This window comes from Thermoflavimicrobium dichotomicum (assembly GCF_900114055.1).
GTDB lineage: Bacteria > Bacillota > Bacilli > Thermoactinomycetales > Thermoactinomycetaceae > Thermoflavimicrobium > Thermoflavimicrobium dichotomicum.
Genome location: NZ_FORR01000005.1, coordinates 21,811 through 46,235, shown reverse-complemented (window position 1 = coordinate 46,235; position 24,425 = coordinate 21,811). Strand labels below are relative to the sequence as shown.

Below are 24,425 nucleotides of genomic sequence, written 5' to 3'. Positions count from 1 at the left end.
AGTTAAAATAAAGATAGACATTTGAAAAAGAAGGTGACTGATGATGAAAGCAGCAGTATTAAGAGAAATTGGTGGACCACAGCAAGTAAGGATCGAAGAAGCATCCACTCCCGTCTTAAAACCGGATGAATTGCTCATTCGTATTAAATTTGCCGCTCTCAATCGGAGAGATGTATGGATTACACATGGGTTGTATCCTGGCATGCAGCTGCCTGCCATATTGGGTTCTGATGGTGCTGGAGAAATTGTTGCCATCGGAGAGCAGGTAACAGATCTTCAAATCGGCGATGCTGTTATTATCAACCCTGCTTTAAATTGGGGAGACAATCCTCATTTCAATGGCCCCGACTTCTCCATCTTAGGAATGCCTCAAAATGGAACTTTTGCGCAGTATGTTGCTGTCTCCCATAAACAAGTATATCCTAAACCCAATCATCTTACTTGGGAAGAAGCAGCTGCCCTCCCTCTTGCCGGCCTGACAGCTTATCGTGCCTTAGTGACCCGTGGTCAAATTCAAAAGAATGAAACCGTTTTCATCCCTGGCATCGGAAGCGGTGTTGCATTATTTGCCTTACAGATGGCTGTCACCCTTGGTGCAAAAGTATTTGTAAGCTCCAGTAGTGATGAAAAACTGGAGAAGGCCATCAAACTGGGAGCAACAGGGGGAGTAAACTATCGTTCGGAGAACTGGGCAAAAGAGCTGAAAAAACAAATGGGCGGTGCTGATTTAATCATCGATTGCGTCGGTGGCGATACATTTAACCAACTGCTCAATCTGGCCAAACCAGGCGGACGGATTGTAAATTTCGGGGCAACCACAGGACCTGTTCCAAAACTTTTACTCCCCAAATTGTTCTTCAAGCATTTGGACATTCGAGGAACGACCATGGGAAGTCCGCAAGACTTCGCCGGTATGCTTGAACTTATTACGAATCATCAAATCCACCCTGTTTTAGATCGATCCTTTCTATTAGAAGAGATTCAAGAAGCATTATTCCACATGGAAAAAGGAAACCATTTTGGGAAAATTACAGTGAAAATTCCAGAAGAAAAGTAAATCATTTGAGTTAAAAGGAAGAGAGTGTACTCCTGTTGACAAACCCGGTTTTCCTTTTCCAGTTGAACGACTTCTTGCTCGTATTTATAGAGCGGGAGTGAAACGGAAAAGGAAAACCGGCATATAACGGATACTTCAACAAGCTGAAAAGGAGGAGAATACACTCCTTTTACTTTTTTTCTGACTTGAACAATTTTCACTGGTCAGTGGCATTGACTGTCCAGAACAAGGAAAACTGATTTGCATCTGTATCCAAATTTCAGCCAATCAACACCACTGATCACCCGTAATTACGAGCGTCTAAACAGATTCATCCAAAAATACAGAAATCGTACTTTTTACCTTAACCTGTTCCCCTGGGGACAAAACCTGTACCCCAGTCAGTGATGGAGGCAGATTCAGATTAGGGGCATTGGTAATCCACGTATACGGTTCCGGACACAAAAAGCCCTGTGTGCCATCCCCATTATAAACGACCCAATGCTTGAAATGGGAATCGCATTGGTAAATCACTTGAATGCCTGCCTTTCGGTCACAAATGGTTGCCTGATTTTCTCCGCCTGTATATGCCAAGGATAAAAAAGCATCGTCCAGGCTTTTGTTCTTCAATGAAATCCCTCTTTGGAACTGTTCTTTTTCCTTGATTTCCTCCAGTTCTCCTGTTGGCAACAAGCGTTCATTTAATTTCCATCGCTTATCAACCGTTAAAGCCAGAGTGCAATCATCCAAGGTACTTGTTTGGCCAATCGGAAAGCGAAAAGTGGTATGAAAACCCAATCCCCACGGAAAAGGCTCTTCATCTCGATTTAAAATCGTTGCCTGTTTCGATAATGTAGCCCCCTCCAACCGATAAGCCATCTTCATCGTGAATCGATGCGGAAACTGCTTATACAGCGTCAGATGCTGTTCTGAATGAATTTCGGTTACGATCTCTACCCGTTCTTCGACAATCTCTGCCTGAACCACATCCCATTTCAGTTGATAAAGACAGCCATGGATATGGTTATGGCTTGTCGGTTCATTGATCTCCCATTGATATGTCCGTCCACCAAAGCAAAACACGCCATCCTCTATACGATTGGGAGGAAATAAGACGGGAATGCCATATAGGCAAGGATTGGCTTGATACGCTTCGACTGTCTCTGGCACACGTAACAGCTCACAATGGATATCTTTGCTGATCAGGGAAATAAGATTGCTCCCCCACCCTGGCACTAAAATAAACTCCAGTTTTTCATTCCCGGCTTGCAGGGCCGGTTCTCCCAAAAAAGTGTTTTTTTTGATGTACTTCATGGATGATCTCACCTACTATCGATAAAATCTTCTTTTCACTCTGAAACTCTTCTTTTGCCTGTATCCACTGTCGTAACCGTTTTCCAACCGGTTTACTTAAATAACAGAAAAAAACAAGTATTATATTTTAATATGACAAGTTTCCATTGTGATGTTAGAATGAATATATCATTAATGAGTTTGTTTGTCCATTGTCCTAACTATGTCTCCATAAAGAGAACGATCTTGAGGTGGACATCCTTATGGAAAGTTTTTTTCAGGACTTAAAACAAATTTTTGGATCTGATTTCAACTGTGAACCAAAACATTTTACAGAGCAATACCCCCTCTTTTCCATAGAAAATCAGTCATTCCAAATCTGTCGTAAACTGACTGAATCGGAAATACAACTGATCCATAAAATGATGGACCTGTATCAACAGCTGCAAAAATCCCAAAACAATGAATCCCTTGCCACCTGGCTGAAAAAAGCTTGGCAAAACGAAGAAAGATGTTTCCTCCCTCCACATCTTCAACATGTTCAATGGAATCACTTCCTTTTTTTCTACCTAAAAATCGATGAGCCATTGACAAAAGAAAAATGGAAAGAATGCAACTATTTTCTGGAGTCCTATTTTCCTTCTTCCGAATCAAAGAAAATCCAGCTTTCTTCACAAGAATGGCTCATTCTCCTTGATCGCAAAAAATTATGGGACCTGGAGTGTTCCGAGCCGATGGAACGAAGTCTTTATCTCCAAATTGCTGAAGGGTTTATGGAGACCTTCACTTATGAAACGGGTCTTCGTGGAAAAATGATTGTTCATCCCCCTATTTTACAGGCCGAAGAATTGCAAAACTTGCGACATGCCATTTTAGAAACAGAGCAATTGACAAAAATCTTTCAACCCAATAAATCTGTACAGGCTATATGGAATATTGCATTGGAACAGTTGCTTTCTTCTCTAGATACAACTGCCATCCAACAATATCTGAAAAAAAGCGGTCTAGAACCCTTTTTGCAAAATGAGGACTTTCGAAAAAGCCTGGAAACCTTCTTTCAATTCAATTGCAATATAAGCGAAACTGCTCGGCAACTATATATCCATCGTAACACCTTACTTTATCGGATCGAGCGATTGAAGGAAGAAACCGGATTAGATATACGAAACTTTTTTGATGGCATGATGGTTCAAATCGCTTTAATGCTTTATTATCAATTATCTTCACAAAAATGTATAACAAAGAACGTATCAAAGTAAGCCACTGCTTTGCTAGTCAAAATAGACAAAAATCAATTGCACTTTTCGTATAATGTGTCTAATATCCCTTTTATCATTCAGTTATTAAAATAAAATATAGATAAGGAGGTATAAAAAATGGCAGGAGTAAAATTAAATCATGTTTATAAGCGATATGGCGAGATCACTGCTGTAAAAGACTTTCATTTAGAGATTGCAGATCAAGAGTTTATCGTACTAGTAGGCCCTTCTGGTTGCGGAAAGTCGACAACACTGCGTATGATAGCCGGTTTAGAGGAAATTTCAGAGGGTGAATTATACATAGGTGACCGTCTGGTGAATGATGTACCCCCGAAAGATCGAGACATCGCCATGGTATTCCAAAACTACGCCCTTTATCCACATATGACCTGTTACGAGAATATGGCATTCGGTTTAAAACTTCGAAAATTGGATAAGTCTGAAATTGACCGGCGAGTAAAAGAAGCGGCACAAATCCTCGGTATTGAACATCTATTGGATCGTAAGCCGAAAGCGCTCTCAGGAGGCCAAAGACAACGAGTCGCCTTGGGACGGGCTATTGTTCGTGAGCCCCAAGTATTCCTGATGGACGAGCCTCTTTCCAATCTAGATGCAAAATTACGCGTGCAAATGCGTACAGAAATCAGTAAGTTGCATCAACGTTTGCAAACCACCTTTATCTACGTAACCCATGATCAGGTCGAAGCCATGACGATGGGAAACCGTATCGTTGTCATGAAAGACGGAATCATTCAACAAGCTGATACCCCAACGGAAATCTATCAACGCCCTGCCAATATGTTTGTAGCTGAATTTATTGGTTCACCTGCCATTAATTTTGTAAGCGGTTCCCTTGTTGAAGAAGAGCAAAAAGCCTACTTTGTCACTACAGGTGTAAGGCTCCCTCTGCCTGATGAGCATGCTGCTGTTCTACGCGAGAAAGATTACATCGGGAAAGAAGTCGTATTCGGTATTCGCCCAGAATCCATCCACGATGACTCGCTCTTTCTCGAATCTTCGCCAGACAGTACCTTCCTGGGTAAAGTAGAAGTGGTGGAGAATATGGGATCAGAAATGATTTTATACGTAAGCGGTTTTAGTGATCAATGGCTAACAGCCAAAATTCATGCCAGAACGTTACTTTCACCAGGAGATACGATCAAGCTTGCTCTTGACATGAAAAAAGCGCATATCTTTGATAAGGAATCAGAAATGAGAGTGATTTGATTCTTTTTTGACCGTTGACAAATCCGGTTTTCCTCATTCAGTTAACGACTTTTGCTCGTTTTTATCGAGCGGGAGTAAAACGGAAAAGGAAAACCGGCATATAATGGAAACTTTATCAACAAAGTTAAACCACTCTCCCAAAAACCTGGGAAAGTGGTTTTTGTGCCTTGGACTGGATCAGCAGTCTGTTTACTTTACTCCACCTGAGGTAAGGCCGGAAATGAGATATTTCTGTGCCACAATGAAAAATACAAGCACAGGCAATGTAATGAGCATTGCCGCTGCCGACATATAGTGAAAGTCGGTATTGAATTGATTGACGAATTGTTGCAACCCGATTGGTAAAGTGTACATTTGCTCTTGATTTAATAAGGTAATGGCCACAAGGAATTCATTCCAAGCTGTGATGAAAGAATAAAACGCTGTAACGGCAAGTCCCGGCAAAGCCAGAGGAAGAACAATCCGATAAAACGTACCAAAATGAGACAAGCCATCCACTCGGGCTGCTTCTTCTAATTCATAGGGTATGGTATCAAAATAGTTTTTTAGCATCATCACACAAAAAGGAACAGCTGTGGTCGAATAAGCCAAAATAACCCCGGCATAAGTATTTAGCAAACCGAGCTTATTCACAATCAAATAAAGCGGAATAATCAAGAGAGCTCCTGGAAACATCTGTGTAATCAAAAGCCCCAGTTCAATCCATTTTTTCCCGAAGAACCTGAATCTGGAGATGGCATAGGCCGCAGTTGTCGATAAAACAAGACCGACCACTGTGGTAAACAAGGCAATTAGAGCACTATTCTTAAACCATGTCAAAAAAATGCCATTTGATTTTGTTAACACGGCCTTATAATTATCCAACGTAAATGATTGCGGGATCCATTCAATGGTATTCGAAAAGACCTCGGATTCAGGCTTAAAGCTGGTAGATAAAATCCAAAGAACTGGAAAAACTGCAATAAAGGAAGCGATCGTCAGTAACACATGAACCCACCAATTGGATTTTTGCATCAATAGTTAACCTCCTGGTTTGATTTGAGTACACGTCGGTAGATAAGGGTGAATACGAGCAAGAAACTCAATATAACCACACCATATGTGGAAGCCAAGCCCAAATTCCAATTGCGGAAAGCCTCTCTATAGGCATAGGTGACCAAAATTTCTGTCGAATGGATAGGCCCTCCTGCAGTCACGAGATAAATAATGTTAAACATATTAAAGGTCCAAATGATCCCAAGCGTTGTTGCCGTAACTGCAACCGGTCGCAATAGGGGTAAGGTAATATGTCGAAATTGTTGCCAGCTGGATGCCCCATCAATCCGTGCCGCTTCATATAAAGAATCGGGAATACTTTGCAATCCTCCTAACAGAGTCACAATCATAAAGGGAACGCCAATCCACACATTCACCATGATCACTGAAACCATGGCCCAAAAGCTATCTCCTAACCAAGGAATGGTTGCAAGCCCCATCTGTTTCAGCATCAGGTTAAAAAACCCGTATTTGTCATTGTACATCCACAGCCAGGCAAATGCGCCCACAAACGATGGCACCGCCCACGGTACCATCAACAAAGTCCGATAAATGCCCCGTCCTTTGATTTTTCGGTGAAGAAGAAGGGCCAGGCCCAATCCAATCGTAAAATGAAAAAATACGTTCACAAAAGTCCATATCAATGTCTGGATCAAGACATCACGAAAGACCGATTTGGGTGCAATAAAAGAACGAAACAACTCCTTGTAGTTTTTCAAACCGACCCATTCATAGCTTGGGTCAATAAATTTACTTCCCATATTGTATTGATTCATATTTGTAAAACTGTAAGAGATACCTTTAATCAAGGGATAAAAGACCAATACAGCCATCACTACCAGAACGGGTGTCAGAAATACATAAGCAATCCATGTGTTCTTTGGATAACGCATTGTTGATTAGCCACCTTTCAAACCTTAAATCCCTACTTGAAAAGGGATCGGTTCCTCGCAAAGTCACTTCAAGTTGGTACAAAGGCTGTGACAGAGAAAGGAACCGATTTCAGAACGTAAAGAAAACGAGATCAACGGTATCTGATCAATCTTTATCTCTTCTCATCTTCACTGCTTATGCAACAACTGCTTCCAAGCTTGAGCAACGGCATCCAAGGCTTGTTTCGCATTTTTTTGCTTTTTAAAAGCGGCTTGGATTTCTGGACTGAAAGCAATATAAATTTGTCCGCCTTCAGGTATAACAGGACGGTTGGTAGCTTGATTCAGCACTTTTTTCCAATCTCGAACCAAGCGATTATTCTTGACATCCGGATGATCATATGCTGACTTGCGAGCGGGCAGGAGTCCATTTTTCTTGGCGAATTTTGCCTGGTTTTCAGCACTTGTCAAGTAAGAGATAAATTTAAAACTGGCTTCTTTATGTTTGGATCCTGCATAAATAACCAAACCATGCCCACCGACAGGTGAACCTGTTTTTCCTTCCGGACCAGTCGGAATCGGGGCAATTCCCAGATTATTCGGATCCTTGAATTGCTCTCCTTTCAAAATATCTGAAACAGCCCAAGGTCCCTGTAAAACCATCGCGGCACGTCCTGTTTTAAATGCTTGTTGCAAATTGTTGTAGTCATTTTGGGCATCAAACTCGTCCGGCATTACTTTGTCATCACGCAGCTTCAGCAAAAATTCCAGCCCTTTCACCGAGCCTGGGCTATTGATTTGAATTTCTTTATTGTCAGTAATCAATCCACCACCAAACGACCAGATAAATGGTTGAGCCCAGTATGCATCCGACTGACGATGATAATACCCCCACTGATCTTTGGCCGGGTCAGAAAGTGCCTTGGCCATTTTATAAAATTCATCCCATGTTTTTGGCGGTTCCTTGAACCCTTTCTCTGCTAAAAGTTTCTTGTTATATAAAAGCCCCAAGGTATCCGTTACTTGCGGGACACTCCAAGTCTTGCCATTCCATTTGCTATACTTTAATGCAACTTCCAGGAAATCCGATTGATCTTTTAGATATGAATCCAGTGGCTCAAGAAAGCCTAAAGCAGCAAATTCAGGTGTCCAGGCAATTTCTGAACGTAAAACGTCTGGGGCATTACCGGATTGAGCGGCTTGCTTAAATTTGTTTTGAGCTTCAGCGAAAGGAACATTTTCTACTTTTACCTTGATATTTTTATTTTCTTTTTCAAAGTTTGCAATCATTTCTTTTAGCGTTTCTGTTTCCTCATCATTCATCGTATTCCAGAAAGTAATGGTAACCTGACCGTTACTTGCAGAATCATCAGCAGAGCTACAACCGACAAGCATTGAAACCATTAATGCGAGACTCGCTGCAATCGAGAAAAACTTTTTCATTTCTTTTTACTCCTTTCAAATTATTTGGATCAGCGGTTCGGCTCTTTTAATGAAAACGTTTGCATTAACTCGTGAAAAAAATGAGCATCATTTCGCGTAAATAGTGAATAAAGCAATCGCTTTCATCAACAAAAGAGCGAACAACTGATGGATGCTTATTCATTATCCTACAATAAAAAATAAAACAAAGAAACCGTTTGCACCAATCAAATGAGGTTGAAATCAATTGTTTTATCAGTATTATTCATTCATTTCTCATTATTTCTCTTTAAATTGGTAAATATCTTGCTATTTAATGATTCCCATCTAAAACTGAGTTTACAAGCTGATTCTTTTTCGATAAGATACAAATTGATTAATAAAAAATGCAAACGATTGCATTACGATATGGGAGGTCACTATGTCTTCAGTCACAATAAAAGACGTTGCACGTTTGGCAGGTGTTTCCCCTTCTACTGTATCCCGTGTCATCTCCAATCACCCCAAAATCAGTCCAGCAACCAAGAAAAAAGTGCGTGAAGCGATGGAAGCACTTGGTTATCATCCCAATATCATGGCGCAAAGCCTCGTGTCCAAAAACACGCAAACATTGGGATTGGTATTGCCTCATTCGGCAGAAAAGATCTTTGTCAATCCATTCTTCTCTGAAGTTTTGCGTGGCATGTTGGCTTATGCCAATATCAAGCAATACGATATCCTCATGTCTTCGGCCAACAATCCCAAAGAAGAAATTGAAGCTGTTACACGAATGGTCCTGGGCCGAAGAATTGATGGGATTATTCTGATGGCTCCAAGACAAAAAGATCCCATTGTAGAGAAATTGCTGGAATACCAGTTTCCTTTTGTACTTTTAGGAAGATCGATGGAGCATGATCATGTTCTATCCGTCAATAACGATAACATAAAGGCTGCTTATGATATTACCAACCATTTGATCAAACAAGGGCATAAGCGTATTGGTTTTGTAAGTGGACCGCCAGATTTGGTCGTATCGATCGACCGTCTGGAAGGATACAAAAAAGCATTGCTGGAAGCAGGTTTACCTGTCCATCCCGACTGGATCATTGGCGAAGACGTTTTACAAGGAAACGCTTTTCATGCCCTTACGATGATTATGAATTCACCTGAACCTCCTACAGCATTTGTAGTTACAGATGATGTGGTTGCCTTTGGTTTGATTCGTGAATTATATGCTGCAGGTTTTCACGTTCCCCAAGATGTATCCATTGTCAGTTTTAACAATATTGTTCTCTCAGAATTAAGCAATCCCCCCATCACGACCGTTGATATCGGAATCTATCATTTAGGTTACTTAACCGTTCAGCATTTGATTCGCAAGTTATCAGGGGAAGAGATTGAGAAGCCACAAATGATTGTGCCCCATCGTCTCATTATTCGTGAATCATCCATGAAACTGCAATAGTCTCACGCTCTTTAACTTCTTTTTTATGATTAGAAAGGAGTAGTTGGCAGTGAAGATTTCACCCGTCACACAAAAACCTTATATCAATGATGCCATTGTCGGAAATTCCTCGATGCTTGTTGCTTTAGGAAAAAATGGAGAAATCTATCGCCTCTGGTGGCCCCATATCGATATGCCTCAACACATTGAAGCCATGAAAACAGGGATATACATCGAAGGGTTTACTTCCGAAACGGTATGGCTACATGAGGATCAAAAGTGGAGCTATGAACAACACTATATCCCCAAAACAAATATCCTGAAAACGAAAGCCACTGCTCTACATTTACCGATTGAAATCACATCAACGGATTTTATTGTTCCAGATCAAGACATCTTCATTCGCTATTACCAACTTACCAATACCTCCAAACAGGCGATTTCAATCCGCTTTTTTGTTTATGCTTCTTTTACGATAACAGAAAATCGTTTTTATAACACTGTTATGTATGATTCAAAAATAGATGGTCTTATTTATTTCCGGCATCAATATTGCTTTGCGCTTGCAGGAGAAAACGCTTGCACCGGTTATGATATTGGCAATGCCTTCTCACAAGCTTCGAAAGGAACGTTGTTGGGGAATCAGATCGGGATGGTACCTGATGGAACTCTTGGCTATAATTTCAAGATTGATGCAGGCAAGACGGTTTCATTACCCATTTACCTGACAGCAGGAAGCACTCTGCATGAAGCCAGGCATCAAATGACCCAGGCTAAACGAAATGCTGTGGAGGATTATCTACAAATAACCCAATCTTATTGGCACCAGTATCTAAAAGAAACCAAACCGCTTGTTACCAACCATTCGAAAGTAAAACAAATCTATGAACGTTCCTTACTCGTTTTCAAACTGATGACAGATAAAAAAACAGGAGCTGTTATTGCCGCTCCCGAATTTGATGAAGCATATACCCGTTGTGGTGGTTATGCCTATTGCTGGGGACGCGATGCCGCTTATATCACAACCGCTTTTGATTGCGCAGGACTGCATCAACTGTCACGTGATTTTTACCGCTGGACCATCAAGGCTCAAGATCCTGACGGTTCCTGGCAACAACGCCATTACCACGACGGGCGTCTGGCACCATCCTGGGGATTGCAGATCGATGAAGGTGCTTCGATTCTCTGGGGCATGTATCAGCATTACCTGGCTACACAAGATCTCGCTTTTCTCAAAGAAGTCTGGCCTACTGTCCAAAAAGGGGTTACTTTTTTATTGCACTATCTGGATTCAGAAACCGGGTTACCCCTTCCGAGTAATGATTTATGGGAAGAAAGAAAAGGGGAACACACCTATTCTGCGGCTGCTGTTTATGGTGGAATCAAAGGTGCTGCCGCTATCGCCAAAACATTGGGAGAACTCAAGATTGCCGAAGAATGGGAAAAAGTGGCCGCTCAAATCAAACAAGCCATCGAAACAAAGACTTACAATAAAGAGAAGAATCACTTTTACAGAGGCGTCAAATTATATGTTGATCAAGAAAAGGTTCGACAGGCCGAGAATGAGGGAAAAATAGCCTTCACGGAAACCGATGAAAAAGGATACACCCGGTATTTCCTCCTCTATGATGAAACAATCGATATCAGTTTGCTAGGCTTAACCATTCCTTTTGAGGTGTTGGAGGCAATTGATCCGCGTATGATGGCCACTGCGGATGCCATTGAAAAAAAGTGCACTTCTCCCATCATTGGTGGCATTCTTCGGTATGAAAATGATTCATATATCGGAGGAAATCCATGGATTATTGCTACCCTTTGGCTTGCCCAATTTCGTATCAAACAGGGGCGGTATGAAGAAGCAAAAAAACACTTTTTCTGGGCTGTTAACCATGCCACCCACCTCGATTTATTGCCTGAACAGATCGACAAACAAACAGGAGAAACGGCTTGGGTGGTTCCTCTCACCTGGTCTCATGCCATGTTTGTATTGACAGCCCACATGCTGGCTGAAGTTGGGGAAATTTAAAAATCAACTAAAAGCCCTCTGTCCTCTACATAGAGACAGAGGGACTTATTTTTAAAAAGACCATATAGTACTTCCTATAAACAAATCAGAATTCCTTATTCCATCCAGGACGATAGTGTGGATTTTAAAGCTGTAGATGCGCCATGAGATTGCGGATAGTCGTCAATATAACCGAGGAATCCAGTATTGCTATGGCTCAAGAAGCAATTGCTGAAGATTGCGTATACAACTTTGATCAATACCACAAGCTTCAATAAGATATCCTTCAATTGATCCATACTTTTTCAAAATTTCATCAATAACTTCATCCAGAAATTCACGACGAGCTTGAAGAATGTGCTTCATACGATCAGGCGAAACCTGAAAAAGAGTCATCCATCTCATGTATCTTATGAACTTATTTAAACGTTGCTCGTAAAAACGATTCGTAAGAAGGTAATCATCCAAAACCGTTTCATATGGTACTCCAACGAGCAACTGAATCAAAGCAGAAATATAACCGGTTCGGTCTCTCCCAGCATTACAGTGAATGAGTGCTGGCAGATTCTTTTCTTCTGAAATCAAGGTTATGATTTCATTGATTGGAGCTGTACATTCAAAAGCCATTCTACGATAATATTCTCTATTAAAATGATCAAAATCATCTCCACCAGACTTACCAAACAGAAAACCAAACAGCTTCAGCCGGCTAACCTCTTGGGTTTCATGATGATGGATAGGTACATTTACAATACGTATACCTTCATTATGCGGGATTCGTGCCGGTTTTGATTTACATTCTTTTGGAGTTCGCAGATCACAAATGACTTTAATATTGAATTGCTTCAGTTTTTCCAAATCATTACTGGTTAATCGTGATAACTCATCAGAGCGAAAAAGAACCCCTGATTTCATGGTACGCCCATCGTGTGTCATTAAACCACCTATGTCCCGAAAGTTGGACAATCCATCAAATTGTTTTGCTACATCTCTTTCAACCGTATTCACATTTCTCTCCCTTTCAAATGTTTAGGCGTTTTATCACTTTTCACGGAGCGCAATTCCTTTTTGACAGTACTTGGTCATGATTTCTTTTGGAACCAAACTTCCACCTGTTGCCCAGACAATATGAGTAGCATTCCTTATATATTCGTACAGTTTTTTTTCTCCAGATACAGTTGACGTGGATCTGTTCTTGATTTATTAATGCACTTAACAAAATGAATAATTCATCATCTTCCACCGTATAAATCCCGCTTAACAAACCTTCCATGATTTTGCAACAAATTTGAAGGCCTTCCCACAGCAAGACCATCTGCTTCTGTCCGATTGTCAATCCCAAAATCTTGTATCATTTAAATAAATTTCTATAAAACTTGCGATCTACATTCTTCTTTAAACTATGTATCTCCATCGGAATTTGTATTAAACCAATCTATACAAAGAGTCGCCTAGTTCTGTTGAACTTTAGGGGCAACAGTACATTCCGGCTTTATTGATGGCTTGGCCTAGAACAAACGGAGACATCCCTTACTATAATAACATCGTAAAAAGGAAAGGAGGACAGCATCTTGGATAAAAACAAGAACCCTGAAGGCAAAAAAGAGAAAAAAAGAATGAAAAGAGAACAGAAAAGAGAAAAGAAAAGACTGCGTGAAAATCATAAAGGAAAGGAGGGCAGTATCTTGGATAAAAACAAGAACCCTAAAAGAAAAAAAGAGAAAAAAAGAGTGGAAAAAGAAAAGAAAAGACTGCGTGATTGTGATGATAATATAAAAGATAGCGAAAATAGAGAATTGGATCAGGATATATCATCCGACAGCGACAGTGAAGCCATTAACAAGGGCGACTTAAAAAACAAATCTGGTCTAGATAGCAAAAATAAAGCCAAAGCCGATGCTGATGCTGACTCCGATTCCGATGCGGATTTGGATGCAGACGTAAAAGCAAAAGCTGACGCGGATGCTGATGCGCATGCCGATGCGAAAGCTGACGCGGATGCCGACGCTGACTCCGACGCCGACTCCGACGCCGACGCGAAAGCTGACGCGGATGCCGACGCTGACTCCGATTCCGATTCCGATGCGAAAGCTGACGCGGATGCCGACGCTGACTCCGACGCCGACGCGAAAGCGGACTCGGATGCGGACGCTGACTCCGATTCCGATTCCGATGCGAAAGCTGACGCGGATTCGGATGCGCATGCCGATGCGAAAGCGGATGCCGACGCTGATGCCGATGCTGACGCCGACGCTGACGCTGATGCCGATGCCGACGCCGACGCTGATGCTGACGCTGATGCCGACGCTGACGCCGATGCTGATGCCGATGCGAAAGCTGATGCAAACGCTGACTCTGATGCTGACGCCGACGCTGACGCTGATGCCGATGCCGACGCCGACGCTGATGCCGATGCCGACGCCGACGCTGATGCTGACGCTGACGCCGATGCTGATGCCGATTCAGACGCGAAAGCTGATGCAAACGCTGACTCTGATGCTGACGCCGACGCTGACGCTGATGCCGATGCCGACGCCGACGCTGATGCTGACGCTGATGCCGACGCTGACGCCGATGCTGATGCCGATGCGAAAGCTGATGCAAACGCTGACTCTGATGCTGACGCCGACGCTGACGCTGATGCCGATGCCGACGCCGACGCTGATGCCGATGCCGACGCCGACGCTGATGCTGACGCTGACGCCGATGCTGATGCCGATTCAGACGCGAAAGCTGATGCAAACGCTGACTCTGATGCTGACGCCGACGCTGACGCTGATGCCGATGCCGACGCCGACGCTGATGCTGACGCTGATGCCGATGCTGACGCTGACGCGGATGCTGATGCCGATTCAGACGCGAAAGCTGATGCAAACGCTGACTCTGATGCTGACGCTGATGCCGACGCGGATGCCGATGCTGACGCTGACGCTGATGCTGACGCTGATGCCGACGCGGATGCCGATGCTGACGCTGACTCTGATGCTGACGCTGATGCCGATGCTGACGCTGACGCGGATGCTGATGCCGATTCAGACGCGAAAGCTGATGCAAACGCTGACTCTGATGCTGACGCTGATGCCGACGCGGATGCCGATGCTGACGCTGACGCTGATGCTGACGCTGATGCCGACGCTGACGCCGATGCTGATGCTGACGCCGATGCTGATGCGCATGCTGATGCTGACGCCGATGCTGACGCTGATGCCGACGCGGATGCCGATGCTGATGCTGACGCCGACGCTGATGCCGATGCTGATGCTGATGCCGATGCCGACGCTGATGCCGATGCCGATGCTGATGCTGACGCCGATGCTGATGCTGACGCCGATGCTGATGCTGACGCCGACGCTGATGCTGACGCTGACGCCGATGCCGACGCTGACGCTGATGCTGACGCTGATGCCGATGCTGACGCTGATGCTGACGCTGACGCCGATGCCGACGCTGATGCTGATGCCGACGCTGATGCTGATGCCGACGCTGATGCCGACGCTGACGCCGATGCTGATGCTGACGCCGATGCTGATGCGCATGCTGATGCTGACGCCGATGCTGACGCTGATGCCGATGCTGACGCTGACGCCGATGCCGATGCTGACGCAGATGCCGATGCCGACGCGGATGCTGACGCCGACGCCGACGCTGACGCTGATGCCGACGCTGATGCCGATGCCGACGCGGATGCTGATGCCGACGCTGATGCTGATGCCGACGCTGATGCTGACGCTGATGCCGATGCTGATGCTGACGCCGATGCCGATGCTGATGCCGATGCTGACGCTGATGCTGACGCTGACGCCGATGCCGACGCTGATGCTGATGCCGACGCCGATGCCGACGCTGATGCCGATGCCGATGCTGATGCTGACGCCGATGCCGATGCTGATGCTGACGCTGATGCCGATGCTGATGCTGACGCCGACGCTGATGCCGATGCTGATGCTGATGCCGATGCCGACGCTGATGCCGATGCCGATGCTGATGCTGACGCCGATGCTGATGCTGACGCCGATGCTGATGCTGACGCCGATGCTGACGCTGACGCTGATGCCGATGCTGATGCACATGCCGATGCGAAAGCGGATGCGGATTCGGATGCGGATGCTGACGCCGATGCCGATTCTGATGCTGATGCCGACGCTGATGCAGAAGCGGAGGCCGATTCCGATTCAGACGCGAAAGCTGATGCAAACGCTGGGCACAATACCTTTAAAAACACAAACGGGCACAATACGATCATCAACGTAAACGATAATACTGGTGCATATATTGCTATGGCTTTATCTTCACTTGCTATGTTGCAAGCCTTAAAGGGAAACCAGAATTCAGACCATATAGAAGCCCTAATCTCCAAACTCACTAATGCACTGGATGGATTGTTACAAGGTGAAAGTGTTAATCGTAAAGCCATCCTTGATGCGATTAATTCTCTCAAAAAAGAGTAAAGAATAAAAGAGGAGGATATTGTATGTCAAAAACAAACGTCTCACGCTGTTCGATTCCTACGAAGGAAGCCAACGATAGCCTATTTGTGAAAGTTAAAAACAAGAACGAAACGCATAGTCGTCAATTCAACATCAATGTATATGATAAAGATTCGCCAACAAAAGAATTATTACCCGTTTATGTAGATGACAAACTTACGCATTCAGATACCCTGGAGCCTGGAGCAGAGAAAGTCTATAAAGTAGACGTGTCGAGTGTAGAGAGAAAGGTTGTTTTTGAGATTATTCAAAAATCGGGCGGCTCAGGTATTAAAGTTTCCAGAAACAGCAAAGATCCATCTTCCGTAGAATTAACCATTAAATAAAAAACCTTAAGACTTCAGGAGCTGACCCCCAAAGGTTACTTTAAGTATCCTTTTGGGTCAGCTTCTTTTGCTTTAAACGCTGCTTGAATCAATGAAATTGACTAATGGAACATTTGTATATTTGTGTGCAACCCAAGATCTGTTTAACAACGAAATCATTTCCTGCCATGTTTCCGCTTTTTCTCTGAAATACCACTTAATTTGCGAAGTGCAACCCCTTTCATATAATAAGTATCCATAACATCCTTGGGTACCATACTCCCTCCAGTAGCCCAAGCAATATGGGTTGCATTCACCATCTTGTCTTCAAGTCGCTGCTCTCGAAGATAGCTCAACCCCATTTCTGAGCTCATTAAGCGAGCTGCACCTGAAACACCTGCCAAAGCCGAAGGTTCAAGATAAATCCCTTCTAAATCCGCCAGAGCGCTCAATAACAGATATAGCTCCTCATCGCTTACAGTAAAAGAACCGCTTAAAAGAGGTTCTACCAGCTTTCCTACAAATCTTGATGGACGTCCGACAGCCAATCCGTCTGCATCCGTGATATTATCGATACCAAAATCTTGAACAGATACCCGATCATGCATTCCTGTCACCAATCCAAGCAACATGCAAGGTGAATGCGTTGGTTCTACAAAAAAGCAATGCACATGCGGGCCAAAAATCGACTTGAGCCCAAACGTAACACCACCGGGGGCACCTCCAACGCCACACGGCAGATATACAAACAGCGGATGCTTTTCATCCACAACAATGTTTTGTTGCTCTAGCTGCTGTTGCAATCGGTAAGCAGCAACAGCATAGCCGAGAAATAGGTGTGGTGAATTCTCATCATCTATAAAATAGCAATTTGAATCAGTTTCTGCTTGCTTTCTTCCTTCTTCCACTGCCTTGCTGTAATCAGACTTATACTCAATAACTTCAACACCGTGATTTCTAAGTAATCTTTTTTTCCACTCTTTTGCATCAGCTGACATATGAACTGTTACTTTAAATCCGAGTTTTGAACCTATAATTCCTATACTCATTCCTAAATTACCAGTAGAACCGACAGCTATTGAATAACCAGAAAAAAACTGTCGAAACTCTTCATTTGCCAGAACAGAATAATCATCACCTAACGAAAGTCTGCCATTCGAAAGTGCTAAATCTTCCGCATGCTTTAACACTTCATAAATGCCACCCCGAGCCTTAATGGATCCGGAAATCGGCAGATGGCTATCGCATTTCAGCCAAAGTTGACCAGGTATCTCTACCCTATACAGTGTTTTTAAATAATTTTGCATCTTTGAAATGGGGATGAACGGTGATTCGATAATACCAGATGTACGTTTTGTTTCCGGGAATACAGTAGCGATGTAAGGAGCAAATCTTTGTAATCGTTGTTCCGCATCCTGGATGTTTTCTTCACTGAGCCTTATTTCACTCCAGTTCGGATATGGACAATATTTTGGATTAACCCAAAATACTTCTTTTGTCGCAATGAGTTGTTCCAGTATCGGATATTCTTTTACCCATTGTTCTAGTTTTTTCCCTATGATTCGTTTCACTTTTTCTTCCATCAGACACACCTCGATTTATATTTACAGGAAAATGATTCACTTTCTATAAAGAAACATATTTAAGAATACAGGTATCTCCGCTATTAAAGGAGTGGTTTCGACGTGCCATACTGAGGATTTATCCAAAAAATTTCTTTTGTCGCTATAAGAGAAGATAATAAAGGAAATTCTGTAATCCATTCTCGCTTGTTTTTTCCCTGAATCATCAGTCCTCATGGTCCTTTCATATAAAGTTTAATCCCTTTCATTATATGAGATACAAAAGCATACAGGCAAAAAGAAATGGCAGAGAATAAAAGGATATATCTCTGCCATTAACCTTTGGATTTAAAGATGAGTGAAGCTAAAAATCCGAAAACAATCGCAGCGGAAATACCTGCGCTTGTCACCTCAAATATACCTGTAATCACACCAATAATCCCCATTTTGTTCGCTTCTGCCATCGCTCCGTGAACCAAGGCATTGCCAAAGCTGGTAATGGGAACCGTTGCACCTGCTCCAGCAAATTTGATCAATGGTTCATATAAACCAAATCCATCTAAAATCGCCCCTATCACCACTAGGGTGGATGTTGTATGAGCAGGCGTTAATTTAAACACATCCATCATAATCTGACCAATGACGCAAATCATTCCTCCTACTACAAAAGCCCAAAAAAAGATCATCGTTATGCTCCCTCCTCCGACTCAATGGCGACTGCATGAGCAATACAGGGAATACTTTCTTTTTGCTGGTAACTAATCGGGGACAATAACGCACCTGTAGCAACCACTAAAATCTTGCGGAGTTCTCCCTTTCTCATCCGATTAAAAATATGGCCAAACGTAACACAAGCTGAGCAACCTGCTCCACTTCCCCCAGACAAAACAGGTTGTTCATCGAGGTTGTAAATCATTAATCCACAATCATAAAATCGGCCTTTTGGGAATCGAAGCCCCTGTTTTTCCAGTAGATCATTGGCTGTTTGAAATCCAACACGCCCCAAGTCTCCGGTTACTACCAAGTCATAGTCAGACGCAGATAAATGTAAATCCCGAAAATGTGTTTGGATTGTATCCACGGCTGCTGGAGCCATCGCTGCTCCCATATTGAACGGATCCGAAATCCCCATATCAATAACCCTGCCAATGGTAGCTGCTGTTACTTTTAACCCGGTTCCTTCATCAGCAATCACAACAGCTCCTGCGCCTGTAACCGTCCACTGTGCTGTCGGAGGTTTTTGTGATCCATACTCAGTCGGATAGCGGTACTGCTTTTCGGCTGCTGCGTTGTGGCTGGATGTGGCGGCGAGTACTCGCTTCGCATATCCGCCATCAATGAGTAAAGAGCCTAAAGCGAGACCTTCCATCGAAGTAGAACAAGCACCAAAAATTCCTAAAAATGGAATGCCGAGGGTTCGTGCGGTAAAGCTACTGGAAATAACCTGGTTCATCAAATCGCCAGATAAAAAAAACTGAATATCTTCTTTTTGTAAATCAGCTTTATGAATGGCCTGTTCACATGCATCTTCCTGCAACTTTTTTTCTGCTTTTTCAAAGCTATCTTGCCCGATCCATAAATCCCCATGCAGTAAATCAAAATCGTGAGCCAATGGCCCCTGTGCCTCAAAAGGGCCACCGACTGCTGATGAGGAAATGATCGTGGGTTTATTTTTAAAAATCCAAGTCCTTCCTTGAATCACTTAAAATCCCCCTAAATATTTAGTGACAATCACTTTGACCAGTGCAATGACAAAAGCAGAAAAAACACCAAATACAATGACCGAACCTGCAAGTTTGAACATATTTCCGCCCACCCCAAGGACATATCCTTCACAGCGGTGCTCAATCGCTGCAGAAGCCATGGCATTGGCAAATCCTGTAACGGGAATGATCGTGCCAGCTCCTGCTTTTTGAGCGATGTGATCATAAACACCCAGTCCAGTCATCAAGACTGAAATAAAAACCAGTGTCGCCACAGTAGGATCTCCTGCCGATTTCTCGTCAAAATGAAAAAAGTGGATATAGAAAGCAGAAATCGCCTGTCCGATTAAACAAATCGTTCCGCCAACCAAAAAAGCATATATGCAATTTTTAATCACAGGGCGTTTGGGTTCCCGTTTCTGGACAAAATCCTGATATTGCTGTTGAATAGGGGTAAGCTTTTTCTTCTTTTTGTCTGACATACACATTCACCTTACTTGCTATTTTAGTAAGTGACGAACATCATAAATCACTGAAGACAGCTCTTTAGCACTTTGCCGGTACATCTTTTTGGCACTTTGGTTATCCGTTTCCAAGGAATAGGTTTCCAAGTCCGCCTTGGCTTGCTCCAAGGAATTGAGAAGTAATTGCCTGGTTGAAGGTTGAGGGATTTGAATGGTATCATCAAACAAATCTATGTACAACTCCCCCATCCCATCTACTTGAGCAATAAATACATTTTCAGGTGAAACACCTATTTTTTCGAGTTCCGTTCTGAGCCATCCACGATTCAATCCCATTGTCGTAAGTGGTTCATCCAAAATGTTTCCATCCAAAATCACCGTCTGTACACCTGTCTCTGGAGCTGTTTGAACACCCAGATGTTTGGGGGTAATCGGTTGTCGATTGGATTTTAACAAGGCATTTATTTCTCCGTCTGATTCCATTACAGCAAATTCCACATCAGCCAAATTAAAAATTTGTTTGCTTCTCAACTGTTGCAACAGATCTTCGGGGGTATAGCGCATTTTCTTTAACTGATCTTCCATCACTTTTCCATGCTTAATCACAACAGCTTCACGTCCGTGAACCAAATCACGTACCATCTTGCTTTTAAGAGAAAGATAACTGATCCCCATTCCGATCAAACCCCATGTCAATAGGGCAATCACCCCACTTAAGACATCGATCAGACGAATCGATACAGCCGCAGCAATCATGCCTAAAGCAATCGCAAAAACAATATCAAAATAGGTCATGCGAGAAGCAATCTTACGTCCTAACAATCGAGTTAAGACCATTAGAAATACAATCAAGCTGAAGGAACGAATGATGATTTCTAGCCAGGCTGGCAACATACTTCCTCCCTTCTTTCATTTAGAATCCTTTATACTGTGGCTCTTCCCATTCCATCGTCTGCACGCGTTGGCTCAGTCGATCGATCGTAGATTGTAACTTGTCAACATTGCGTTGAAATGTTTTTCTTGCCTTTTCATCTTGGGCAATTAAGGCATATCGCTCCAAGGTGGCTTGGGCGCTTTTTAGACTCACTAATGTTTGCTGCACTTTTGAATATGTCGTCATTGTTTACCTCCTCACTTGTAAATTGTGAAACGAGAGGATTGTTTATACATAAAACAGGGAATTGGAAGGATATGATTAATGGACATAGTAAATACAGGTGATTGGTATGAAACTTCGTATTTCGATCGCTCAACCAACCGATTCAAGGATCATTCATCAAATTATGAGAAGCCTTTCAGGAATATCGACATGTTCAGCCTCCCTCCCAGTGCATTGGAAGAAACAGTGGATTCCATATTCAACGCACTGCATTCGCAAAAAGAACAAGCAGCACTGGGTTACATCAAAGATCGTGCTGTAGCAATGGTACGTTTTCGATGGCAGGATCACGGACTCTACTTTTATCGGTTATCTGTCTTGCCTGCGTGGCAAGGAAAAGGAATCGCCAAATCACTACTTTTATGGTTAGAAAACCTGGCCCAACAAAATGGGAAAGCTTATTGTTACTGTCGTGTCAGGAAAATGGTTGAACGCAATATCCGCTTATATACATCACTGGGATATCAGGTTTTACATGAGGAGATTATAAAAGGGATTCAAGTGGTGACGATGAAAAAGCAGGTATTGTAAATAGAGGGGAGTAGGAAAATGAAGGAAACTGCCCTGTGAAGACCTCGCTCCATCAGGCTGATCGATTCGGTCAGGAAGTATTTCTGGACAATCGATTCAAACAGCAAAAAAAGATCCGCCTCTTCCAAAGTTGCAGCGGATTCTACAGTAATATAGAACCGTTTCTCATGGGGTATACTAGTAAAGGTGGATGTTAAAACAAAAAAAGCCCGTCTGGCTATTCGGCGGGCCATTTATGTATAAAGATGATTATTTGAATCGATTCATGAACTGATTAAACTTCTCTTTCATCGCAAGACGTTCATGGTCAAATAATCCTTTTTTCATGCGACTCATCAGTTGTTTGCGTGTTATGGTTCCTTCCCGATATAACTTGTTCAGTTCTCTCCGCTCTTGTTGCGGTACCTTTTCAGGCTCACCCATGCATGGAAACCTCCCTTTTTTTGATGTCCAAATAAACCAATGGGTACAGGAGACTGGCAAAAAGGGTGATTCTCTCAATTTCTATTTTTTCATATGCACCAACTGTCTTGCCTGTAACTGATAACACCCCGATCCGGGTCGATATGTCATTACCCGCTTTTAACGGAACACAAAGAATGCTCCGATAATATTTCTTGGAAGCCACTTTTCGATCATATTCATACTGTTCATCCTCGATATCAGGGACATAGTAAATTTCACCTGTCCTCCAGGCACGCCCTGCAGCACTTCCATCGATTAACGGTTCATACTCTCTGACCCGATGAGAATGTCCACTGGAATGAGCAAAGTGAATTAAACGGTCTTTTTTCTCTGGATGTTCAATATGAATGGCCACTCGGGGATTTTTTTCCCGATATCCTCTGATGGTATTGACGAGATAATCCAATAGATTGGTGAAAATATCATCGCGATTGAGGTAAAAATTTTCTTCACTGGCCAGAGCAGAAGCCACTTCTTCTGCTGTATACATCACCTGTACCATCGTGTGTGTTTCATCTTCATAGTTTTCATCCAATTCTTCATAAAGTTGTGTTAATTCCTCAATCATTCCGTCTTTCTCGGTGACCAATCGTTGCATTTCTTGCAGTTTTTCTTCCAATTGTGCCTTCTCTTGCTGTAATTGTTCCACTTGCCGCTCCAGACTCTCCATCGCAGGCTGTAAGCCTGTTAACTGCAAAGGATCTTCAGTGCTTCTTCCCAACCAATCCACTTGCCCTTTCCACAGGCGAACCAAATAAATGATGCAACTAGCCAGAAGAACTCCTGCAATCAAAAAACGCAAAAACTCGGAAAACCAACCTCCACTTATTAGTAATTTTTCAACTAATTTCATTATATCCTCAAACATCCAAAAAATCCCCCTTTCCAAATATAAAAAATCAAATGAAAATAATGACATTTCGGATGCTATTCAGTCATGCGGATGAATTTGCTGACATTTCCTTTGTTCATTGAGTAATTCCTCTACTATAAAATATTCTTTGTACTCTATTTATATGATCCGTTTTTGATAAATAATTAACAAAAAGGTAGTATTTTTTGCTTAAAGCTCGTTATTTATTTGCATGCTTTTCAATGATTGTTTTCTTTTCATTTTTATTTTCATAGATGTTCACATATATTTAACAAAAAACAACAGTAGCATCTTTCTGCCACTGTTGTTTGATTTTTGCATTGGTTTATGGTTCAATGTTAGAATTATAAAGACGATTATATTTTCTGGATAGCCTCGACCAATTCTTTCTCTTTCCTGTCTATCAGTTGGAATAGGAGAAGACAAAATGGATCAAGGAGTTTTTTGATGACTGATGTAACCAAGATCAGAGAAGGTCGAACAGCAGAGATTTACACATGGGAAGATGAAATAATGATCAAAGTATTTCGGGAAAATATCCCGATTGCTGCTATTTATCATGAATTCACCATCCATCAGAAAATAAAAGAACTTTCTCTTCCCATTCCAAAAGTCTACGGAATAAGTGACTTTAAAGGCAAAAAAGGGATTATTTATGAACGAATAGAGGGGTCAACAATAACTCAAGCAATTACCAAAAATCCATTTACAATGAAAAAACATGCCATTCTAATGGCCCGTTTGCACCTTGACATGCATAAAATCGACGGTCAAGAGCTTCCTCTGCAAAAGGAAACACTGAAAGAAAACATAACGCTTGCTCCTCTTCTCGACAAACATACCAAAAACAAAATCATTCGATATGTCGACAGTTTACCTGAGGGATCCCAAGTTTGCCATGGTGATTTCCATCCGGATAATATCCTTCTCTCACCACAAGGCCCTGTGATCATTGATTGGATCACAGCGATCAGTGGCAACCCTTTCGCTGATGTAGCAAGAACATCTCTCATGCTTCAATATGCTTCATTGCCCCTCGAAATCCCGGGATGGGCACAAATAATCATCAAAACATTGCGACAAAAGTTTTGTCAGGATTACATTATGTACTATCTATATCAAGCCAAAGGATCTCTAATGAATGTACGCGAATGGGAACTCCCCATCGCAGCCGCAAGATTATCTGAAAAAATTCCTGATACAGAAAAAGAAAAACTGCTCCTTCATATCCATCAACTGCTTTCAATCCTTTAAATAAAACCACCTCCATCGTAAATCCTTCCTAATGGGGGTGGTTTATCCT

Annotated in this window: 23 protein-coding genes; 9 read left to right on the top strand and 14 right to left on the bottom strand. The window is 42.7% G+C overall.

The window, feature by feature from the left end; genetic code table 11:
* Positions 1–40 precede the first annotated feature (40 nt).
* Positions 41–1,057: a quinone oxidoreductase family protein gene (locus BMZ78_RS06930; RefSeq protein WP_245739769.1), complete on the top strand. Its 1,017-nt coding sequence runs from the start codon at positions 41–43 to the stop codon at positions 1,055–1,057.
* Between the two features lie 300 nt (positions 1,058–1,357).
* Here the strand turns inward: BMZ78_RS06930 and BMZ78_RS06925 are convergent, their stop codons facing one another.
* Positions 1,358–2,350 (bottom strand): aldose 1-epimerase, encoded by a 993-nt coding sequence (locus BMZ78_RS06925; protein ID WP_093229083.1) that lies wholly within the window; start codon positions 2,348–2,350, stop codon positions 1,358–1,360.
* A 242-nt stretch (positions 2,351–2,592) separates the two neighbouring features.
* Between BMZ78_RS06925 and BMZ78_RS06920 the strand changes: the two genes are divergently transcribed.
* Entirely contained in the window at positions 2,593–3,588 is a 996-nt protein-coding gene (locus BMZ78_RS06920; protein WP_093229082.1) for a PucR family transcriptional regulator, read from the top strand.
* Between the two features lie 117 nt (positions 3,589–3,705).
* Positions 3,706–4,815, top strand: a complete 1,110-nt coding sequence (locus BMZ78_RS06915) for an ABC transporter ATP-binding protein (protein ID WP_093229080.1) — start codon at positions 3,706–3,708, stop codon at positions 4,813–4,815.
* A gap of 189 nt (positions 4,816–5,004) precedes the next feature.
* On the opposite strand, the gene BMZ78_RS06910 is transcribed toward BMZ78_RS06915, so the two are convergent.
* The 3 genes from BMZ78_RS06910 to BMZ78_RS06900 form a co-directional block, all read right to left on the bottom strand.
* Positions 5,005–5,829 carry a sugar ABC transporter permease gene (locus BMZ78_RS06910; RefSeq protein WP_093229079.1) on the bottom strand — a complete coding sequence of 275 codons (825 nt, stop codon included), beginning with the start codon at positions 5,827–5,829 and terminating at the stop codon, positions 5,005–5,007.
* Positions 5,829–6,743: a carbohydrate ABC transporter permease gene (locus BMZ78_RS06905; RefSeq protein ID WP_093229077.1), complete on the bottom strand. Its 915-nt coding sequence runs from the start codon at positions 6,741–6,743 to the stop codon at positions 5,829–5,831. Before BMZ78_RS06905 ends, BMZ78_RS06910 begins: the two co-directional genes overlap by 1 nt.
* A gap of 168 nt (positions 6,744–6,911) precedes the next feature.
* Positions 6,912–8,165 carry an extracellular solute-binding protein gene (locus BMZ78_RS06900; RefSeq protein ID WP_093229076.1) on the bottom strand — a complete coding sequence of 418 codons (1,254 nt, stop codon included), beginning with the start codon at positions 8,163–8,165 and terminating at the stop codon, positions 6,912–6,914.
* 400 nt (positions 8,166–8,565) lie between these two features.
* Here BMZ78_RS06900 and BMZ78_RS06895 point away from each other — a divergent pair, with 400 nt between their 5' ends.
* Positions 8,566–9,588, top strand: coding sequence for a LacI family DNA-binding transcriptional regulator (locus tag BMZ78_RS06895; protein ID WP_093229074.1), 1,023 nt, complete (start codon positions 8,566–8,568; stop codon positions 9,586–9,588).
* Between the two features lie 49 nt (positions 9,589–9,637).
* Positions 9,638–11,593 carry a glycoside hydrolase family 15 protein gene (locus BMZ78_RS06890; RefSeq protein WP_245739768.1) on the top strand — a complete coding sequence of 652 codons (1,956 nt, stop codon included), beginning with the start codon at positions 9,638–9,640 and terminating at the stop codon, positions 11,591–11,593.
* A 189-nt stretch (positions 11,594–11,782) separates the two neighbouring features.
* Here the strand turns inward: BMZ78_RS06890 and BMZ78_RS06885 are convergent, their stop codons facing one another.
* Positions 11,783–12,580, bottom strand: coding sequence for a tyrosine-protein phosphatase (locus BMZ78_RS06885; protein ID WP_093229073.1), 798 nt, complete (start codon positions 12,578–12,580; stop codon positions 11,783–11,785).
* Between the two features lie 860 nt (positions 12,581–13,440).
* Positions 13,441–13,776: a hypothetical protein gene (locus BMZ78_RS18735; protein ID WP_175482346.1), complete on the bottom strand. Its 336-nt coding sequence runs from the start codon at positions 13,774–13,776 to the stop codon at positions 13,441–13,443.
* Between the two features lie 4 nt (positions 13,777–13,780).
* On the opposite strand from BMZ78_RS18735, the gene BMZ78_RS18730 reads away from it, so the two are divergent.
* Together BMZ78_RS18730 and BMZ78_RS06870 are read left to right on the top strand one after the other, a co-directional pair.
* Positions 13,781–15,823, top strand: coding sequence for a hypothetical protein (locus BMZ78_RS18730; RefSeq protein WP_175482345.1), 2,043 nt, complete (start codon positions 13,781–13,783; stop codon positions 15,821–15,823).
* Positions 15,824–16,043: 220 nt separating this feature from the next.
* Positions 16,044–16,385 (top strand): hypothetical protein, encoded by a 342-nt coding sequence (locus BMZ78_RS06870; RefSeq protein WP_093229070.1) that lies wholly within the window; start codon positions 16,044–16,046, stop codon positions 16,383–16,385.
* 155 nt (positions 16,386–16,540) lie between these two features.
* Here BMZ78_RS06870 and BMZ78_RS06865 read toward each other — a convergent pair whose 3' ends face one another.
* The 6 genes from BMZ78_RS06865 to BMZ78_RS06840 all read right to left on the bottom strand — a co-directional run bounded on the left by BMZ78_RS06865 (position 16,541) and on the right by BMZ78_RS06840 (position 21,213).
* Complete coding sequence (locus tag BMZ78_RS06865; RefSeq protein ID WP_093229068.1) at positions 16,541–17,947, bottom strand: D-serine ammonia-lyase; 1,407 nt, start codon at positions 17,945–17,947, stop codon at positions 16,541–16,543.
* Positions 17,948–18,261: 314 nt separating this feature from the next.
* Positions 18,262–18,618 carry a stage V sporulation protein AE gene (gene spoVAE, locus BMZ78_RS06860; protein ID WP_245739780.1) on the bottom strand — a complete coding sequence of 119 codons (357 nt, stop codon included), beginning with the start codon at positions 18,616–18,618 and terminating at the stop codon, positions 18,262–18,264.
* Positions 18,615–19,628 carry a stage V sporulation protein AD gene (spoVAD, locus tag BMZ78_RS06855; RefSeq protein WP_093229065.1) on the bottom strand — a complete coding sequence of 338 codons (1,014 nt, stop codon included), beginning with the start codon at positions 19,626–19,628 and terminating at the stop codon, positions 18,615–18,617. The genes spoVAE and spoVAD overlap by 4 nt, the downstream gene beginning before the upstream one ends.
* Positions 19,629–20,111, bottom strand: coding sequence for a stage V sporulation protein AC (gene spoVAC, locus BMZ78_RS06850; protein ID WP_093229064.1), 483 nt, complete (start codon positions 20,109–20,111; stop codon positions 19,629–19,631).
* Between the two features lie 18 nt (positions 20,112–20,129).
* Positions 20,130–20,987, bottom strand: a complete 858-nt coding sequence (locus tag BMZ78_RS06845; RefSeq protein ID WP_245739767.1) for a DUF421 domain-containing protein — start codon at positions 20,985–20,987, stop codon at positions 20,130–20,132.
* Between the two features lie 19 nt (positions 20,988–21,006).
* Positions 21,007–21,213, bottom strand: coding sequence for a DUF1657 domain-containing protein (locus BMZ78_RS06840; protein ID WP_093229062.1), 207 nt, complete (start codon positions 21,211–21,213; stop codon positions 21,007–21,009).
* A gap of 78 nt (positions 21,214–21,291) precedes the next feature.
* On the opposite strand from BMZ78_RS06840, the gene BMZ78_RS06835 reads away from it, so the two are divergent.
* On the top strand, positions 21,292–21,783 hold the full coding sequence (locus tag BMZ78_RS06835) for a GNAT family N-acetyltransferase (protein ID WP_245739766.1): 492 nt from the start codon (positions 21,292–21,294) through the stop codon (positions 21,781–21,783).
* A 249-nt stretch (positions 21,784–22,032) separates the two neighbouring features.
* On the opposite strand, the gene BMZ78_RS18725 is transcribed toward BMZ78_RS06835, so the two are convergent.
* Together BMZ78_RS18725 and BMZ78_RS06830 are read right to left on the bottom strand one after the other, a co-directional pair.
* Positions 22,033–22,206: a hypothetical protein gene (locus tag BMZ78_RS18725; protein WP_175482344.1), complete on the bottom strand. Its 174-nt coding sequence runs from the start codon at positions 22,204–22,206 to the stop codon at positions 22,033–22,035.
* Positions 22,199–23,116, bottom strand: a complete 918-nt coding sequence (locus BMZ78_RS06830; protein ID WP_175482343.1) for a GAF domain-containing protein — start codon at positions 23,114–23,116, stop codon at positions 22,199–22,201. Before BMZ78_RS06830 ends, BMZ78_RS18725 begins: the two co-directional genes overlap by 8 nt.
* Before the next feature lie 453 nt (positions 23,117–23,569).
* On the opposite strand from BMZ78_RS06830, the gene BMZ78_RS06825 reads away from it, so the two are divergent.
* Positions 23,570–24,376 carry a phosphotransferase family protein gene (locus tag BMZ78_RS06825; RefSeq protein ID WP_093229059.1) on the top strand — a complete coding sequence of 269 codons (807 nt, stop codon included), beginning with the start codon at positions 23,570–23,572 and terminating at the stop codon, positions 24,374–24,376.
* The last annotated feature ends 49 nt before the right edge of the window (positions 24,377–24,425 follow it).

What these genes read in the sequence shown, in the direction of transcription:
- BMZ78_RS06930 (WP_245739769.1), top strand. Translation starts at nt 41, where the DNA reads ATGATGAAAGCAGCAGTATTAAGAGAAATTGGTGGACCACAGCAAGTA.
- BMZ78_RS06925 (WP_093229083.1), bottom strand. Translation starts at nt 2,350, where the DNA reads ATGAAGTACATCAAAAAAAACACTTTTTTGGGAGAACCGGCCCTGCAA.
- BMZ78_RS06920 (WP_093229082.1), top strand. Translation starts at nt 2,593, where the DNA reads ATGGAAAGTTTTTTTCAGGACTTAAAACAAATTTTTGGATCTGATTTC.
- BMZ78_RS06915 (WP_093229080.1), top strand. Translation starts at nt 3,706, where the DNA reads ATGGCAGGAGTAAAATTAAATCATGTTTATAAGCGATATGGCGAGATC.
- BMZ78_RS06910 (WP_093229079.1), bottom strand. Translation starts at nt 5,829, where the DNA reads ATGCAAAAATCCAATTGGTGGGTTCATGTGTTACTGACGATCGCTTCC.
- BMZ78_RS06905 (WP_093229077.1), bottom strand. Translation starts at nt 6,743, where the DNA reads ATGCGTTATCCAAAGAACACATGGATTGCTTATGTATTTCTGACACCC.
- BMZ78_RS06900 (WP_093229076.1), bottom strand. Translation starts at nt 8,165, where the DNA reads ATGAAAAAGTTTTTCTCGATTGCAGCGAGTCTCGCATTAATGGTTTCA.
- BMZ78_RS06895 (WP_093229074.1), top strand. Translation starts at nt 8,566, where the DNA reads ATGTCTTCAGTCACAATAAAAGACGTTGCACGTTTGGCAGGTGTTTCC.
- BMZ78_RS18735 (WP_175482346.1), bottom strand. Translation starts at nt 13,776, where the DNA reads ATGCGCATCCGAATCCGCGTCAGCTTTCGCATCGGAATCGGAATCGGA.
- BMZ78_RS18730 (WP_175482345.1), top strand. Translation starts at nt 13,781, where the DNA reads ATGCGAAAGCGGATGCCGACGCTGATGCCGATGCTGACGCCGACGCTG.
- BMZ78_RS06870 (WP_093229070.1), top strand. Translation starts at nt 16,044, where the DNA reads ATGTCAAAAACAAACGTCTCACGCTGTTCGATTCCTACGAAGGAAGCC.
- BMZ78_RS06865 (WP_093229068.1), bottom strand. Translation starts at nt 17,947, where the DNA reads ATGGAAGAAAAAGTGAAACGAATCATAGGGAAAAAACTAGAACAATGG.
- spoVAC (WP_093229064.1), bottom strand. Translation starts at nt 20,111, where the DNA reads ATGTCAGACAAAAAGAAGAAAAAGCTTACCCCTATTCAACAGCAATAT.
- BMZ78_RS06845 (WP_245739767.1), bottom strand. Translation starts at nt 20,987, where the DNA reads ATGTTGCCAGCCTGGCTAGAAATCATCATTCGTTCCTTCAGCTTGATT.
- BMZ78_RS06840 (WP_093229062.1), bottom strand. Translation starts at nt 21,213, where the DNA reads ATGACGACATATTCAAAAGTGCAGCAAACATTAGTGAGTCTAAAAAGC.
- BMZ78_RS06835 (WP_245739766.1), top strand. Translation starts at nt 21,292, where the DNA reads ATGGACATAGTAAATACAGGTGATTGGTATGAAACTTCGTATTTCGAT.
- BMZ78_RS18725 (WP_175482344.1), bottom strand. Translation starts at nt 22,206, where the DNA reads ATGGGTGAGCCTGAAAAGGTACCGCAACAAGAGCGGAGAGAACTGAAC.
- BMZ78_RS06830 (WP_175482343.1), bottom strand. Translation starts at nt 23,116, where the DNA reads ATGTTTGAGGATATAATGAAATTAGTTGAAAAATTACTAATAAGTGGA.
- BMZ78_RS06825 (WP_093229059.1), top strand. Translation starts at nt 23,570, where the DNA reads ATGACTGATGTAACCAAGATCAGAGAAGGTCGAACAGCAGAGATTTAC.